This is a genomic window from Aquibacillus koreensis (assembly GCF_025154055.1).
Taxonomy (GTDB): Bacteria; Bacillota; Bacilli; order Bacillales; family Amphibacillaceae; genus Aquibacillus_C; species Aquibacillus_C koreensis.
The window spans coordinates 11,544-27,806 of record NZ_JAOALK010000016.1 but is presented as its reverse complement, the minus strand read 5'-3'; the positions used below and the strand labels follow the sequence as shown (position 1 = coordinate 27,806).

The window sequence follows — 16,263 nt, the reverse complement described above, 5'->3', positions numbered from 1 at the left end:
CTCCTGCGGGAACAGCGCGAGCCGAAGATCCACTCAGGAGCGCTCTTTGCTACTGAGTTAGCTGAGGCCGTGCCCGCGGAAAGCGAAGTATTCTGCCGAAGCGGCATATTGGCACTCATCCCAAAAAGACGTAAGGAATTTGCTGCACAGTTTATGCATACTCGGCAACTCATTTAGGATAAAATACCGTTGGAGCCTATAATGATTGTAGTTTTATTTTTGTTTCTTCATCAATAGGCGCAGGCTTCCCAGTCTTAGGATTTATTTGGACCATTCTGCCGCGACCTGTCATACATACGTCACCTGATTGATTTACACCTAAATAGTGGAGGTCAAATGAAGTAGTACCAATGGAATTCATTTTTACAAATAAGGATAATTCATCATCAAAGTACACTTGTTTAAGGTAATCACATTGAAGATCTGCAACAATTGGAATTGGCTTATCTTTAAAATCAGTAAATAAACCTGCCTTCTTCAAAAATTCCACTCTAGCTTCCTCAAAATAAATAAAGATAGAAGTATTATTTACATGACCAAACATATCTGTTTCTTGAAATCTAGGATGAACATCGATCGAGAAAGAGAATTCGTTTTTCCATAGCTCAAAGTCTTCAATATAATCGATTTGCTTCACTGATACACCTCATCTCAAATGTCTATCTTTCCATTATAAAAGAGCCTTTACCAAGTATGGCAAAGGCTCTTATTCTACTTATTAATAAGCATGGTCACTTCCAAAGAAGTTTTTAAATGCCTGTATACTTGTATCGCGATTCAACGCAGCGATCGACGTTGTTAAAGGAATACCTTTTGGACAAACTTGTACACAGTTTTGTGAGTTACCACAGCCTGCTAAGCCGCCTTCTTCCATTAATGCATCTAAACGTTCGCCTTTATTCATTTCACCAGTTGGGTGCGCATTAAATAAACGAACTTGAGATAACGGTGCAGGCCCGATAAATTCAGAGTTACTATTTACATTTGGACATGCCTCTAAGCATACGCCACACGTCATACATTTTGATAATTCATACGCCCATTGACGCTTTTTCTCCGGCATACGTGGTCCAGGACCAAGATCGTGTGTACCATCGATTGGAATCCAGGCCTTTACTTTCTTTAAAGAGTCAAACATGCGACTACGGTCTACTGCTAAGTCTCGCATAACAGGGAAAGTTGCCATAGGCTCCAAACGTATTGGTTGCTCTAGTTTATCTACTAACGTAGAACAAGATTGTCTAGGAACACCATTAATTACCATCGAACATGCACCACAAACTTCTTCCAAACAGTTGGATTCCCAGTTAACTGGAGTTGTTTTTTCTCCTTTAGCATTAAAAGGGTTTCGTTGAATCTCCATTAAAGCAGAGATAATATTCATATTTTCTCTATAATTTACCTCAAATGTCTCCTCATAGGGAGAAGAATCTGGGCTATCTTGACGTGTAATAATTAACTTAATTTTATCTTTAGCCATCGTTCGTTACCCCCTTTACTTTTTCTTACTGTAATCACGTTTTCTCGGTTCAATAAGAGAAACGTCCACATCCTCATAAGTGAATGTCGGAGAATTTGTTTCAGGGTCAAATTTTGCCATCGTTGTTTTTAGCCACTCTTCATCATTACGCTCAGGAAATTCCGGTTTATAGTGTGCACCGCGACTTTCATTACGGTTGTAAGCACCAACCGCAATAACTCGAGCAAGATGAATCATGTTCTTTAATTGACGAGTGAACATAACCCCTTGGTTACTCCAACGTGAGGTATCATTAATATTAATATTTTCCCAACGTTCAAGTAATTCTTGAAGTTTTTCATCTGTTTTTAATAGTTTAGCATTGTCACGAACAACCGTAACATTATCTGTCATCCATTCGCCTAGCTCTTTATGGATTTGGTAAGCATTTTCTTCCCCATCCATGCTCATTAGTTGTTCGAAGTAATCTTGTTCTTCTTGTAATTTTGTATCAAATAGCGTTGAAGGGATATCGTCGGTTGTTTTTTCTAAACCATCGATATATTTAATCGCATTTGGCCCTGCAACCATACCACCAAAAATAGAAGATAATAGCGAGTTTGCACCTAAACGGTTTCCGCCGTGCTGGGAATAATCGCACTCACCAGCAGCAAAAATTCCAGGAATATTCGTCATTTGATCATAATCAACCCATAGTCCACCCATAGAATAGTGAACAGCCGGGAATATTTTCATTGGCACTTTACGTGGATCTTCCCCTACGAATTTCTCATAGATTTCGATAATTCCACCAAGTTTTACGTCCAATTCTTTAGGATCCTTGTGTGATAGATCTAAGTAAACCATGTTTTCGCCGTTAATACCTAGCTTTTGGTTTACACACACATCAAAGATTTCTCTAGTCGCGATATCACGCGGAACTAGGTTACCATAAGCAGGATACTTCTCCTCTAAGAAATACCAAGGCTCACCATCTTTATACGTCCAAACTCGTCCACCTTCTCCACGAGCTGACTCACTCATTAAGCGAAGTTTGTCATCACCAGGGATTGCAGTTGGGTGGATTTGAATAAATTCACCATTTGCATAAATGGCACCTTGTTGATATAAAGAAGCAGCAGCTGAACCTGTATTGATTACGGAATTTGTAGATTTACCAAAAATAATTCCTGGTCCACCTGTAGCAAAAATCGTTGCGTCTGCTTTAAATACTTTTATTTCATGGGATTGAATATTTTGCGCTATAATACCGCGCCCAACACCTTCATCATCAATAATAGCTGAGACAAACTCCCAACCTTCATATTTCGTTACAAGTCCATTTACCTCAGCACGACGAACTTGTTCATCTAATGCGTATAATAATTGTTGACCTGTCGTTGCACCAGCATAAGCTGTTCTGTGATGTTGCGTTCCGCCAAAGCGTCGGAAATCCAGCAAGCCCTCAGGTGTGCGATTAAACATAACACCCATACGATCTAACATATGTATGATCCCAGGTGCTGCGTCACACATCGCTTTTACCGGCGGTTGATTTGCTAAGAAATCACCACCATATACCGTATCGTCAAAATGCTCCCAAGGAGAATCTCCTTCCCCCTTTGTATTTACAGCTCCATTTATACCGCCTTGAGCACATACAGAGTGAGAACGTTTTACGGGAACAATAGATAACAAATCAACATGAACGCCTGCTTCTGCAGCTTTAATAGTTGCCATTAGCCCAGCTAAACCGCCGCCAACTACAACAATATTGCGTTTACTCATTCTTTGCTCACTCCCCTAGTTTAACTATCTATCGAAAGAACCTTATCATTTATACTCCATATGCAAATTTAATAATTGATCTAATTCCAATATAAGTAATGGCTAGAAAAACAATAAGTGTTGCATAAGTAGCAATTTTTTGTGAACGAGGTGAAACCGTAATACCCCAAGTCACAAGGAAACTCCACAAACCATTAGCGAAGTGGAATGTAGTAGAAACAACCCCTACAATATAGAACCAGAAAAAGAATGGTTGCGATAAAATATTCTCCATTAAACTATAATCTAGTTCCGCATTTCCCATACCAATTGCAACTCTCGTTTCCCATACGTGCCATACAATAAATACTAATGTAACAATTCCAGTAAACCTTTGTAACATAAACATCCAATTACGGAAAAATCCGTAACGTTTTACATTATTTTTAGCAACAAAAACAATGTAAACACCTAATATTGCATGAAACAAGATAGGTAGAAAAATAATAAATGTTTCCATTACATAGCGGAATGGTAAGCTTTCCATAAAATGTGCTGCTTTATTAAAGCTTTCCTCTCCGTAAACAGCAAAGTGGTTCACGATCAAGTGTTGTACCAAAAAGAGACCAATCGGTATTACCCCTAACAATGAATGTAGCCTACGATAAAAATACTCTCTGTTCTCTGCCATATGTTACCCCCCTCAACATATACTCTTATTCTGTTAATACATGAAAATATACCTATTTCAAACAATAAAGCGCTTTATTTTCTTTTAACGCTATTTTATGAATTGCAAGAAAAGTGTATATTTTGTGACACAACTATTGTACTTCTAACCGCGAAAAGCGTCAAGAAATCCATATCTTTTCATTTCATTACTTGTGATAAAAACAGGTTGCAAAGTCTTCCAATAAAAGCGATAATTAAAATCAAACTGCTAAAAATATGATAAGATTGAACTACTGATTACATACATATACGAGGAGGAAACAGATGGCTAAAAATATAGAAAACATTAACTTGATTGCCAATAAACTAAGCACCTCAGGTTCTGGTTATGATATTCTTCGTTATGTTTGTTTACCAGACCTTTTAGGTAAAGACACTAATTCTATTTTATATGTGTTAGGTAAAAACTTAGCAAGAAAATTAGAAGCTAAAGATATGAATGTGCTCGTTGATTTTTTTGATCAACTCGGTTGGGGACAATTGACTCTAATAAAAGAAAAAAGAACAGAAATAATTTTTGAGTTAACCGGTGATGCGATTAACAATCGAATAGCCAATAACATAGAAGATGAGTATCGGATCGAATCTGGATTCTTAGCTGAATCCATTCAACAGATAAAAGATATTGATTGTGAATGTATTGAAGAAATAAAGAGACGAAAACAACTTGTAGAGTTTCGTGTCGTCTTTACACGATAAAAATAACCCCTTCCTCGTGAAGGGGTTACTTTTCATTGATCGATTTATTTTTTCCATTTAAATGTGTAAGAATTGTCTCAGCTGTTGGCTCAGGGATCCCCAGCTTTTTTAAATCTTCAACCGAAGCATCTCTAATTTCATTGATCGATTTAAAATGAGTCAGAAGCAACCTTCTACGCTTTTCCCCTACACCATCGATATTGTCTAATTCAGACTTAAACGCACTTTTCCCTCTCAACTGCCTATGGAAAGTAATAGCAAATCGGTGAACTTCATCTTGAATACGTTGAATAAGGTAGAACTCTTGTGACTGTCGGTCTAATGGTATAACCGTAGGTGGACTTCCATATAACAATTCACTTGTTTTATGCTTATCATCCTTCGCAAGTCCACATAACGGAATGTCAACGCCCAACTCATTTTCTAGTACATCGAGTGCTGCATTCATTTGCCCTTTACCACCATCTATCACAATTAGATCTGGAAGTGGTAAACCTTCTTTTAGAACGCGCGCGTATCTCCTACGAACGACCTCTCGCATCGTTTCGTAATCATCTGGTCCCTTTACGCTTTTCACCTTATACTTACGATACTCTTTTTTATCTGGCTTACCATCCGTAAATACAACCATCGCAGACACTGGATCGGTTCCTTGAATATTAGAATTATCAAATGCCTCAATTCTGTGTGGTGTTTCTATATTTAACTTTACACCTAAATCTTCCACTGCTTTGATGGTGCGTTCTTCATTTCGCTCAATTAAAGAGAATTTTTCCTCTAACGCAATTTTTGCATTATGTGCAGCTAGATGAACAAGCTCTTTCTTTCTTCCTCGATATGGAATATGCACATCTACTTCCAATAAACTCTTTAATAAGTCATTGTCGGTTGGTGCAGGAACTAGTATTTGTTTTGGCTTTGGATGGTTGGAATGCACATAAAACCTCCCAATATAGCTAACGAATACTTCTTCTGGATCATCAAAGAAAGGAAAGATTGATACATCCCTTTCGATAAGCTTACCCTGGCGAATGAAAAATACTTGCACACACATCCAGCCCTTGTCATAAGCAAAACCAAATACATCTCGATCAACTTTATCATTTAATGTCATCTTTTGTTGTTCCATTACGGCTTCGATATGTTGAATTTGATCACGAAGCTCTTTGGCACGTTCAAAGTCCAAGTCGTCAGAAGCTTGTAACATTTTATCCTTTAAATCCGCTTTTATTTCTTTATGTCCTCCACCTAAAAAGGACGTGATACTTTGGACAATACTTTTATTGGTCTCTTGCGTAACTGGATAAACACAAGGCCCTAAACATTGATTCATATGGTAGTATAAGCAAACACGATCAGGCATTTTATTACATTTTCTTAATGGATAAAGTCGATCTAATAGTTTTTTCGTCTCCCGAGCTGCTAGTACATTGGGATATGGCCCAAAATACTTCCCTTTATCTTTCTTTACTTTTCTCGTTACAATTAATCTCGGATGCTCTTCGGCCGTTATTTTCAAATAAGGATAGGATTTATCATCTTTTAAGAGAACATTGTATTTAGGATCGTACTTTTTAATTAAATTCATCTCTAAGATCAGTGCTTCGATTTCAGAAGATGTTACGATATATTCAAAATCAACAATCTCCTGTACTAAACGTTGGGTTTTTTGGTCATTTGCACCGGAGAAGTAAGACCTGACTCTATTTTTCAACAGTTTCGATTTCCCAACATAAATCACCGTATTATTTTTATCCTTCATGAGATAGCAACCAGGTTGAGCGGGGAGAACGGCTAGTTTCTCTTTTATTTGATTGTTCATTTATTCTCACCCCATAAGCTCTTTTTTTTCATTGTATCATATTAGTACAAGCCTATTATTTAAATTTTATGATTGCATTTATCGGTATTTTCACTTCTAACTTCATGTCGCTTCTTTCTCTTTGCGACGCGTGATCATCTAATTCACAAGGTTTCACGTTGCTTCACTATAATAGAGCTCATAATAAAACAAGAATCCCCTGCCAAATGGACAAGGGATTACACTCATACTTTATGAGAAATTATTTATTAAGCATGCTTGTTAATTAAATCTACAAGCGCTTCTTTCGGTTGGAAACCAACTACTTGGTCTACTACTTCACCATCTTTAAATAGAAGAAGTGTTGGAATACTCATTACACCAAACTTACCAGCTGTTTCTTGGTTGTCATCTACATCTAATTTAACGATCTTAACTTTATCGCTCATCTCACTGTCAATCTCTTCTAGTACAGGCGCGATCATTTTACAAGGTCCACACCAAGGTGCCCAAAAATCTGCCAATACAACGCCTTCACTAGTTTCTGTATTAAAGCTTTGATCTGTTGCAGTTACAATTGCCATTTATATTTCCTCCTCTTACATACATTGTATTTTCCATTAGAGTATATCATTGTCGAATTAAATATTACCAATAGTTTGCTTTAGTCTTATATTGCCCTAAAATATAACCAAAATGCAAAAAGTAGTAGCGCTTCAACTACTACTTTTTACTTCTATAAATTTAGGCATTCATTTCAACTTTTTTTAATTCCTCCGTTAGTTGTGGCAGTATTTCAAATAAGTCACCTACAATGCCATAATCAGCGATTTGAAAGATGGTCGCTTCTGGATCTTTGTTAATGGCTACAATTACTTTAGAGTTCGACATTCCGGCAAGGTGTTGAATGGCGCCTGAGATTCCACATGCAATATACAAATCTGGCGTGACGACCTTCCCCGTTTGACCTATTTGTAACGAATAGTCACAATATCCTGCATCACATGCTGCCCTTGATGCACCGACAGCACCACCTAGAACTTGAGCAAGCTCATAAAGTGGTTCAAATCCTTCTGCACTTTTAACTCCTCTTCCGCCAGCAACAATTACCTTTGCTTCTGACAGATCTACACCTTCAGAGGTTTTTTGAATAACATCCTTAATGACTGTGCGAAGATCTGCTATTTCTACTTCTTTTTTTGAAACCTCACCATTTCTTGATGCATCCTTATCTAATGCACGAATGTTATTCGGACGTATCGTTGCAAAGAGCAACCCATTTGTAATTATTTTTTTCTCGAAAGCCTTGCCGGAGTAAATAGGTCTTGTAAAGACAACATTTTCACCAGCGACTTCCACATCGATCGCATCAGAAATGAGTCCACTATCCAATTTACTTGCAAGTTTTGGTGATAAATCTTTCCCTATAGAAGTGTGTCCCATGATGATTGAGTTTGGAGATTCTTCGTTGATTGCATGGAGAATTGCTTGTGTGTAGGCTTCAGATGAATACGTTTTCAATTTATCGTTTTCCATTAAGATAACACGATCTGCACCATAGTGAATCATTTCTTCTGCCAGATTCGATGTATCCTTATGTGAACAGATGACACCTACTAATTCTCCATCTGGACTTATCTTTCTTGCGGCAGCTATAGACTCATACGTTACATTTCTTAATTTGTCATCACGAACTTCTGCGATAATTAGTACTTTTTCACTCATGAAAACATCCCCTCCTTACAGAACTTTCGCATCATTTTTTAGTAGGCTAACCAACTCTTTTACTTGATCGTCTAATTCACCTTCCAATATTCTCCCGGCTTGACGCTCAGGTGGAAGAAAAACTTCGATCGTCTTTGTTTTCTGTTCTACGTCATCTTCATCTAAATCTAAATCATCGATTTCAAATTCTTCTAAAGGCTTCTTTTTTGCTTTCATAATTCCTGGTAATGACGGGTATCTTGGCTCATTAAGCCCTTGCTGACATGTAACTAAAAGCGGCAACGATGCTTCAATTACTTCTACATCGCCTTCTACATCTCTTTCGATATGGACAATTTGGCCAGAAATATCTAGTTTCGTAATCGTTGTTACACAAGGAATATTCAATTTATCCGCTAACCTCGGACCAACCTGACCACTTGCCTCATCAATCGCAACATTCCCAGCCAAGATTAAATCCACTTCCTTATCCTCAAAAAAAGCCTGTAAAATTCTTGTTGTCGTAAACTGATCACCGTCTTCTAAGTCATCTTCTGTATTAATAAGAACAGCCTGATCAGCACCCATAGCCAGTGCTGTCCTTAGTTGTTTTTCAGCATCTTCATTACCGACAGTTACAACCGTTACTTCCCCACCATGTTGGTCTCTTTGCTTAATTGCCTCCTCGATTGCATAATCATCATATGGATTTATGATAATTTCTGCATCATCATCTACGATACTATTATTTTCAATTAGGACTTTCTCTTCTGTATCAAAGGTGCTTTTCATTAACACAAAGATATTCATCTGAACCCTTCCTTCCTAATTTTTATTTAGCCCATATACAATCAAGGAATGAACTTCATCTACTTGACTTACAAGGTCATATTTTTGATCTTTCATTACCCAATTCGTTACTGTTTCATCTAGTGTCCCAAAAATCATCTGTCGAACTAATCTTGTGTTTAAATCAGATCGAAATAGCCCCTCTTTTACTCCATCTGCAATGATCTCATCCACAATAACTAAATATTTCTTTAATACATGATTAATTTTTAATCTTAGTTCTTTGTTGGATTGACGAAGCTCTACTTGCGTTACAATAGCTAGGTCATGGTCCGCTGCAAGTTGCTTATAATGCATGGAAATAAGTGTTCTTAATTTCTCAACAGCATTTTGCTCCGCCTTAATTTCTTCTTCAATTCTTTCAATGAACTGTCCCATTTTTTCTTGGAACAAGGAGACTAAAATATCTTCTTTATTTTTAAAATAAAGATAGATCGTCCCGTCTGCTACGCCTGCTTGCTTTGCTATCTTGGATACTTGAGACGCATGGTAACCGTTCTCTGCAATAACAATTACTGCTGCATCGATTATTTGTTGGAATTTCGGTTTATTTTTTGTTTTCAATTGTAATCCCTACCTGTACGCAATTTATGAATGAATAATCATTCATATAAAGCGTACACTATGATTATGACATTTGTCAACCACTGTGCCCGCCTTCTATTATCAGGTAGACAGGCACTTTAACTTGTTTGATCTGCAACAGATTCTAGATTTTTTTTCTCTTCATCGATTAGTTTTCTTCTTAAGATTTTACCAACCGCCGTTTTAGGGAGTTCTTCACGAAACTCATAGATTTTCGGCACTTTAAACGACGCCATATGCTTTCGACAGAACTTATCTAGTTCCGACTCCGATACTTCTTTCCCCTCTTTTAAAACGATATAAGCTTTAACTGTTTCTCCACGATAAGGGTCAGGAATTCCTGCGACGACCGTTTCTTGGACGGCTTCATGTTCATATAGAACTTCTTCTACTTCTCTAGGATAAATATTGTATCCACCTGCAATAATCATATCCTTTTTCCGATCAAGTACATAAAAACATCCATTCTCATCCATATAGCCAATATCACCAGTGAATAGCCACCCGTCTACTAACACTTGGTCGGTCTCTTCCTGGTTATTCCAATATCCTTTCATGACTTGCGGTCCTTTTACAGCAATTTCTCCTATTTCTCCAATAGGTACCTCTTCTTTTGTCTCTAAACTAGCTATCTTAGCATCTGTATCTGGCCACGGTATGCCAATCCCACCTTGAACTGTACCAGGTGAAAGAAAATTAGCATGTGTCACAGGTGAGGATTCCGTTAGGCCGTACCCTTCAATTAAACGTCCTCCAGTCACTTTTTCAAATTGTTCTTGTACTTCTAAAGGTAAAGGCGCAGACCCACTAATACAAGCTTCTACAGATGATAAATCATACTTATTCAATTCCGGATGATTTAATAATCCGATATAAATGGTTGGGGCACCCGGGAAAACCGTTGGACGTTCTTTGTCAATTGTTTTCAATACATTTTCAACATCAAATTTCGGTAACAAAACCATCTTTGAACCAGTTACAACGGAGTAGTTCATAACGGTAGTCATGCCATAGACATGGAAAAATGGCAAAACACCTAGAACAATTTCTTGTCTTTCCTTTTCTTTATATAGCCACGATGTACACATTTGTACATTTGAAACTAAATTATAATGTGTTAACATTACACCTTTTGGAAATCCTGTCGTCCCACCGGTGTATTGAAGTAATGCGATATCTTCCTTTACGTCTATATCATGTTCTTTTACTTCGTTATGACTACTTCGAATAACTGTATTCCATAGATGCGTATCACTTGTCTCTACTACTTTCTGCAGAGTCGGGTGTTGCCTTTTTTGTATAAACGGATAGATAACATTCTTCGGAAAAGGCAAATAATCTTTAATATGCGTGACAATAACTTGTTCTACTGGGGAGTTTGGTTTTACAGCTGAAACGATAGGAAACAAAAGGTCCAGACAAATAATAATTTTAGAGCCTGAGTCACTTAATTGATATTCCAATTCACGTTCTTTGTAAAGCGGATTTGTTTGAACAACTGTTCCACCAGCTAGCAGTGTTCCATAATAACTGATGACAGATTGAGGAGAGTTAGGAAGCATAATAGAAACACGATCGCCTTTTTTTAAGCCCAATGACTGAAGATACGCAGCAACCTTCAACGACTGATCATACACTTCTTGATAGCTCATTTCTTTACCCATAAAGTGAAGCGCTTTCATTTTTGGATATCGATTAGCACTATCCATTAAGAAAGCTTGTAGTGGCTTTTCATCATAATCGATTTGCTTTGGGATGTTCTCGGGGTAATGACTTAGCCATACTTTTTCGCTCATCCAAATTCCTCCTTTTTCATTCTTATCTTCTATTATAACGACTAAAGCCAATTTTTAAAATATTTTTATTTTTTAATATTTAAAGTAAGTTAAATTTTTTCTTAGAACCCTCGTCATTTTTACAGTAAAAAAGAAAACAACGGAGGAATCCGTCATTTTCATAAATTAACTATTTATAAAGATAAATATAATACCTACAATCATAAATAATGCGGCGACTACTGCCAAAACCTTTGCAAGTGTTTTCAACGCATACCTCTCCTCTTACCCAATACTAGATCCAATCACAAACGATAAACCAATTGAAATTATCATAGAAATAAAACCGACCGCACGATTGTCCTTCGCGATCTCCTCATCAATTTTGTATGTAGGGGTTAGAAATTCAAAAATAAAATAACCACTCAATAGGAGTAAAAATCCAAAAGCCCCCCATGTAATACTTTCTAGGATTGTATCATTGTGTGCAATCGAAAAACGAAATATATTTGCAATACCAAAGATCTTTCCACCCGTTGCCATTGCAACAGAGAAGTTACCTTTTTTTATCTCTTCCCAATTTTTATAAGAAGTTACAATTTCAAAGATTGCTAGAAAAACAACAAGACATAGGACTGCTACACTATACCTAGCAGCAGTCTCTACAAAAGTATTTTCCCAAAATGCTGTCATTATCCCACCTCATTTTTCATTTTAGTAAGACTTAACGGAATTCAAAGATCGTTACGCCGCTTCCGCCTTCATTCATTCCACCAACACGATAGTCACTAATTCTTGAATGCCTCTTCGCAAAATCTTGTACACCTTTTCTCAAGGCTCCTGTTCCTTTACCATGAATAATCGATACACTTGAATACCCAGCTAAGAGCGCGTCATCGACATATTTCTCTACTTGAATCAATGCGTCTTCAAATCTTTCCCCACGAAGATCAAGCTCCGTTTTCACATGGTAAGCAGACCCTTTTACAGTTGCCATTGGTTTTTCAATTAAAGGTTCTTCTCTCTTTACGAATTGTAAGTCTTTTTGTTTCGCTTTTATTTTCATAATACCGACTTGGACTTGATATTCTTTAGCATTTACCTTTTCAATAATCGTACCTTTTTGATCAAGCGTTAATAATCTAACTTCATCTCCAGGCTGCAACTGTTTCGTTTGGTTTACTTTTGATTCTTTTTCTGTTTTCTTTTTTGCTAAAGAAGGTTGTGCTTCATCTAGTAGTTTTCTCGCTTCAATCCATTCATGCTCTTTAAGACTAGCTTCATTTTTCATCGTACGTAACTCTGCAACAATTGTTTCTGCTTCCTCACGTGCTTTTTGAATTGCCTTTTCAGCCTTTTCCTCTGCCTTTTTATACAATTCTTCTCTCTTTTGTTCGAATTGATCCCATTGCCTTTGAAGATCATTTCTTAAATCTTCTGCTTTTTGTAAGGTGATTTCTGCTTCTTCATAATCTCGCTCCGCACCTCTACGGGAATCTTCCAATGATGCAATCATATTCTCAACGCTTTTAGAATCCGTACCGATATGTGATTTAGCTGTTTCAATAATGGAAGAGCGTAATCCTAGTCTGCGCGAAATCTCAAATGCATTACTTCTACCTGGTACACCGATCAATAGTCGGTACGTAGGTTTTAATGTCTCTACATCAAATTCCACTGATGCATTGGTGACACCTTCTCTGTTGTAACCATACGCTTTTAATTCAGGATAGTGCGTCGTTGCAATAATTCTTGCTCCTCGCTGTACCACTTCATCTAAAATGGCCATTGCTAATGCGGCACCTTCTTGTGGATCTGTTCCAGCACCGAGCTCATCAAATAATACCAAAGTTTGATAATCAACCTGTTCCAGAATCTTAACAATATTAGTCATATGAGAGGAAAAAGTACTTAAGCTTTGTTCAATCGATTGTTCATCACCAATATCTGCAAATACATTTGAAAATACTGCCATTTCACAACCATCAAGTGCAGGAACCTGCAAGCCAGATTGAGCCATTAATGTACATAAACCTACCATCTTTAATGTTACCGTTTTACCACCTGTATTTGGTCCCGTAATAACGATTGAAGTATAATTCTCACCTAGTTCAACATCATTTGGAACTACTTCCTCGTCCGTAATTAAAGGGTGTCTCGCTTGTTTCATTTTTATGATGCCTTGATCGTTCATTTTTGGCTTTGATGCTCGCATTACCTTCGCAAGCTTTGCTCTAGCAAACATAAAATCAATTTGACCTAATGCTTCAACATTTTGATATAGAAATCCTTGGTCTTCAGCAATTCGTTCCGTCAATTGTCTCAGAATTCGCTCAACTTCATTTTTCTCGTCAACTCTGGCTGCTTGTAACTGATTGTTAATTTCCACAACAGCTTGTGGCTCCATAAATAAAGTTGCTCCTGACGCAGATTGATCATGAACAATACCGCCTATTGCTCCTCTATATTCCTGTTTTACCGGAAGTACGTATCGATCATTTCGAATCGTCACAATCGCATCCGATAACATTTTTGTTTTTGTTCTCGTAAAGTTCTCTAGCTTGTCACGTACTCTACTTTCGTTCGTTCTAATTTTAGTACGGATAGATCGTAACTTGTCTGAGGCACCGTCCATCACATGACCATGATCATCAATACAGCTCTTTATTTGTCTTTCTAACTCATTTAACGATACGATTTGTGCTGTTAGATCGCGTAAGATTGGTAATGCAGGCTCTTCCATAGCTTCTATGAAGCTTTTTAACTGCCTACCACCATAAATGGTACTTGCTACATCTAAGCATTCATTCGCGTTTAATATACCACCAATCATCGCGCGTTTTATACTTGGTTTAATATCAAATATCCCACCAAGTGGTACATGGCCTTTTAATCGAAGGACATCTGCCGCTTCATCTGTTTGTTCTTGCCACTTTATTATTTCTTCCAAATCTGTTGAAGGCTTCAGTGCGTTTGTTTTCTCTTTTCCTAATGAAGATGAAGCTTGCTCATTCAACATGCTTTTTATTTTATTGTACTCAAGTACATTATAAATACGTTGATTCACTCTAGTAACCCCTTTACCCTTTACTACGGAATAATTGGATCAACTCTTCCTTAGACCACGTGTTGATCACTGTTTCTTTCTTTAACCATCCTCTACGTGCTACACCAATACCCACTTCCATAAAATCCAATGTTTTATAACTGTGCGCATCGGTGTTTACTGCAATATACACACCCTGTTCCTGGGCGTACTTCACCCATTCTGCAGCTAGATCAAACCGATTTGGATTGGCATTTAACTCGAGAACTGTTCCGGTTTCTTTCGCACGTTTGATTAATTGCTCCACATCAACGTCATAGCCCTTTCGTCTACCTATCAGACGGCCTGTGGGATGTGCAATGACATTCACGTATGGATTTTCTAATGCCGCTGTTAATCTTCCCATGATTTGTTCCTGTGTTTGATTAAAACTTGAATGAATGGCTCCGATAACATAATCCATCTCACTTAAAAACGCATCATCAAAATCTAGCGATCCGTCTGGTAAAATATCCATCTCGACTCCCGCAAAAATATGGAAGTCTGGATACTTTTCTCTTAGCCGTTCAATTTCTTCTCGTTGTTTGCGTAACCTTTGCTCATCTAGACCATTTGCAACTTTTAAATATTTCGAGTGATCGGTAATCGCAGTATAATCGTACCCACGGTTGATTGCTATCGAAACCATTTCCTCAACCGACTGGGCCCCATCACTCCATGAAGTGTGCATATGTAAATCGCCACGGATATCTTGATAGCTAACAAGATCTATCTTATTTTTAGAAGCTTCTATTTCGCCATTATTTTCTCGAATCTCAGGTGGAATGTAGGTGAGTCCAAAGTGTTTAAAAAATGCTTCCTCTGTCTCAAATCTTTTCACTTCACTTGTTTCAACATTTTCGACGCCATATTCACTTATCTTTTCACCCTGGGCTTTTGCTAACTGTCTCATTGCCACATTATGGTCTTTTGAACCGGTAAAATGATGGAGTGTTGTAGCAAATTCTTCTGGTGTAACAATTCGAAAATCAACACCAACATCATAACCTTCAGAAAGTACGACGGACACTTTCGTTTCACCAGAAGCAATTGTTTCTTTTATTCCATTCATCTTCAACAATTGATCTCTGATTTTTAATGGGGAATGTGAAGCAATGATAAAATCTAAATCCTTACTTGTTTCCCGCATGCGACGAACACTTCCAGCTCTAGAGAACTTTTCAACCTCATTCATTTCTCCTAGAAAGGCTTCAATCCTTTCCACAATTGGAAGCATAAAGGCAAGTGGAAGTCGTTCAGGTCTACTTGATGCTTCTTCTAGTGCTTTTAGAATCTTTTCGGCCGTTTTTTTACCGAAACCTTTTAATGCTTCGACTTTGCCATCCTCACACGCTTGTTTGAGCGAGGCTGCATCAATCACGCCTAACTCTTGGTAGAGCTTTGATAATTTCTTACCGCCTAAACCAGGCAATTGAAGTAATGGGATTAACCCTTCTGGAACTTCTTGTTGAAGTTGTTGTAAAGTGTCTGATTGTTCATCTTTAATAAATTCATCAATAACTGCAGCGGTACCCTTTCCAACTCCATTTAATTTTGTGAAGTCATCTATTTCACTTAAAGATCGATCGTCAGCTTCTAAAGCTTGAGCAGCTTTTCGATATGCTGCTATTTTAAACGGATTTTCTCCCTTTAATTCTAAATACACGGCGATTGTTTCAAGCAATTTAATTACATCTTTTTTATCGATCGCCATACTTTTGCACCACCTTAAATTTTTTTCAAGCTTTGCTTGTAATTCATCTAGTTCAACCCTAGTTGTTAAAAACCCTTGCTGTATGCTGCAAGG

Annotated in this window: 14 protein-coding genes; 1 reads left to right on the top strand and 13 read right to left on the bottom strand. The window is 37.5% G+C overall.

The annotated features are described in order from the left end of the window. Positions 1-196 precede the first annotated feature (196 nt). The 4 genes from NYQ66_RS04755 to NYQ66_RS04740 form a co-directional block, all read right to left on the bottom strand. Positions 197-637, bottom strand: a complete 441-nt coding sequence (locus NYQ66_RS04755; protein WP_259867415.1) for an acyl-CoA thioesterase — start codon at positions 635-637, stop codon at positions 197-199. A gap of 81 nt (positions 638-718) precedes the next feature. Then, positions 719-1,480: a succinate dehydrogenase iron-sulfur subunit gene (gene sdhB / locus NYQ66_RS04750; protein ID WP_259867413.1), complete on the bottom strand. Its 762-nt coding sequence runs from the start codon at positions 1,478-1,480 to the stop codon at positions 719-721. Positions 1,481-1,495: 15 nt separating this feature from the next. Beyond that, a complete protein-coding gene (sdhA, locus tag NYQ66_RS04745; protein ID WP_259867411.1) occupies positions 1,496-3,247 on the bottom strand; it encodes a succinate dehydrogenase flavoprotein subunit in 1,752 nt (583 codons plus the stop codon). Positions 3,248-3,296: 49 nt separating this feature from the next. Next, positions 3,297-3,917, bottom strand: a complete 621-nt coding sequence (locus tag NYQ66_RS04740) for a succinate dehydrogenase cytochrome b558 subunit (protein ID WP_259867409.1) — start codon at positions 3,915-3,917, stop codon at positions 3,297-3,299. Positions 3,918-4,222: 305 nt separating this feature from the next. Here NYQ66_RS04740 and NYQ66_RS04735 point away from each other — a divergent pair, with 305 nt between their 5' ends. Further along, on the top strand, positions 4,223-4,657 hold the full coding sequence (locus tag NYQ66_RS04735; protein WP_259867407.1) for a YslB family protein: 435 nt from the start codon (positions 4,223-4,225) through the stop codon (positions 4,655-4,657). Positions 4,658-4,682: 25 nt separating this feature from the next. Here the strand turns inward: NYQ66_RS04735 and uvrC are convergent, their stop codons facing one another. The 9 genes from uvrC to polX form a co-directional block, all read right to left on the bottom strand. Beyond that, on the bottom strand, positions 4,683-6,479 hold the full coding sequence (gene uvrC, locus NYQ66_RS04730) for an excinuclease ABC subunit UvrC (protein ID WP_259867405.1): 1,797 nt from the start codon (positions 6,477-6,479) through the stop codon (positions 4,683-4,685). Between the two features lie 248 nt (positions 6,480-6,727). After that, positions 6,728-7,042 (bottom strand): thioredoxin, encoded by a 315-nt coding sequence (gene trxA / locus NYQ66_RS04725; protein WP_259867404.1) that lies wholly within the window; start codon positions 7,040-7,042, stop codon positions 6,728-6,730. Positions 7,043-7,202: 160 nt separating this feature from the next. Further along, positions 7,203-8,183 carry an electron transfer flavoprotein subunit alpha/FixB family protein gene (locus tag NYQ66_RS04720; protein WP_259867402.1) on the bottom strand — a complete coding sequence of 327 codons (981 nt, stop codon included), beginning with the start codon at positions 8,181-8,183 and terminating at the stop codon, positions 7,203-7,205. Positions 8,184-8,198: 15 nt separating this feature from the next. After that, the gene (locus tag NYQ66_RS04715; protein WP_259867400.1) at positions 8,199-8,972 is read right to left on the bottom strand and encodes an electron transfer flavoprotein subunit beta/FixA family protein; all 774 of its coding nucleotides are present in this window, start codon (positions 8,970-8,972) and stop codon (positions 8,199-8,201) included. A gap of 15 nt (positions 8,973-8,987) precedes the next feature. Then, entirely contained in the window at positions 8,988-9,575 is a 588-nt protein-coding gene (locus tag NYQ66_RS04710) for a TetR/AcrR family transcriptional regulator (protein ID WP_259867398.1), read from the bottom strand. Between the two features lie 119 nt (positions 9,576-9,694). Continuing rightward, the gene (locus tag NYQ66_RS04705) at positions 9,695-11,392 is read right to left on the bottom strand and encodes an AMP-binding protein (RefSeq protein WP_259867396.1); all 1,698 of its coding nucleotides are present in this window, start codon (positions 11,390-11,392) and stop codon (positions 9,695-9,697) included. A 264-nt stretch (positions 11,393-11,656) separates the two neighbouring features. Next, positions 11,657-12,064, bottom strand: a complete 408-nt coding sequence (locus tag NYQ66_RS04700) for a DUF350 domain-containing protein (protein WP_259867394.1) — start codon at positions 12,062-12,064, stop codon at positions 11,657-11,659. A gap of 31 nt (positions 12,065-12,095) precedes the next feature. Then, the gene (locus tag NYQ66_RS04695; protein ID WP_259867392.1) at positions 12,096-14,438 is read right to left on the bottom strand and encodes an endonuclease MutS2; all 2,343 of its coding nucleotides are present in this window, start codon (positions 14,436-14,438) and stop codon (positions 12,096-12,098) included. A gap of 13 nt (positions 14,439-14,451) precedes the next feature. After that, positions 14,452-16,170 (bottom strand): DNA polymerase/3'-5' exonuclease PolX, encoded by a 1,719-nt coding sequence (gene polX, locus NYQ66_RS04690; RefSeq protein WP_259867390.1) that lies wholly within the window; start codon positions 16,168-16,170, stop codon positions 14,452-14,454. Positions 16,171-16,263: the final 93 nt, after the last annotated feature.

Bases quoted from the DNA above. Each gene is read 5' to 3' on its own strand.
- sdhB (WP_259867413.1), bottom strand. From the start codon at position 1,480: ATGGCTAAAGATAAAATTAAGTTAATTATTACACGTCAAGATAGCCCA.
- sdhA (WP_259867411.1), bottom strand. From the start codon at position 3,247: ATGAGTAAACGCAATATTGTTGTAGTTGGCGGCGGTTTAGCTGGGCTA.
- NYQ66_RS04740 (WP_259867409.1), bottom strand. From the start codon at position 3,917: ATGGCAGAGAACAGAGAGTATTTTTATCGTAGGCTACATTCATTGTTA.
- NYQ66_RS04735 (WP_259867407.1), top strand. From the start codon at position 4,223: ATGGCTAAAAATATAGAAAACATTAACTTGATTGCCAATAAACTAAGC.
- uvrC (WP_259867405.1), bottom strand. From the start codon at position 6,479: ATGAACAATCAAATAAAAGAGAAACTAGCCGTTCTCCCCGCTCAACCT.
- trxA (WP_259867404.1), bottom strand. From the start codon at position 7,042: ATGGCAATTGTAACTGCAACAGATCAAAGCTTTAATACAGAAACTAGT.
- NYQ66_RS04720 (WP_259867402.1), bottom strand. From the start codon at position 8,183: ATGAGTGAAAAAGTACTAATTATCGCAGAAGTTCGTGATGACAAATTA.
- NYQ66_RS04715 (WP_259867400.1), bottom strand. From the start codon at position 8,972: ATGAATATCTTTGTGTTAATGAAAAGCACCTTTGATACAGAAGAGAAA.
- NYQ66_RS04705 (WP_259867396.1), bottom strand. From the start codon at position 11,392: ATGAGCGAAAAAGTATGGCTAAGTCATTACCCCGAGAACATCCCAAAG.
- NYQ66_RS04700 (WP_259867394.1), bottom strand. From the start codon at position 12,064: ATGACAGCATTTTGGGAAAATACTTTTGTAGAGACTGCTGCTAGGTAT.
- polX (WP_259867390.1), bottom strand. From the start codon at position 16,170: ATGGCGATCGATAAAAAAGATGTAATTAAATTGCTTGAAACAATCGCC.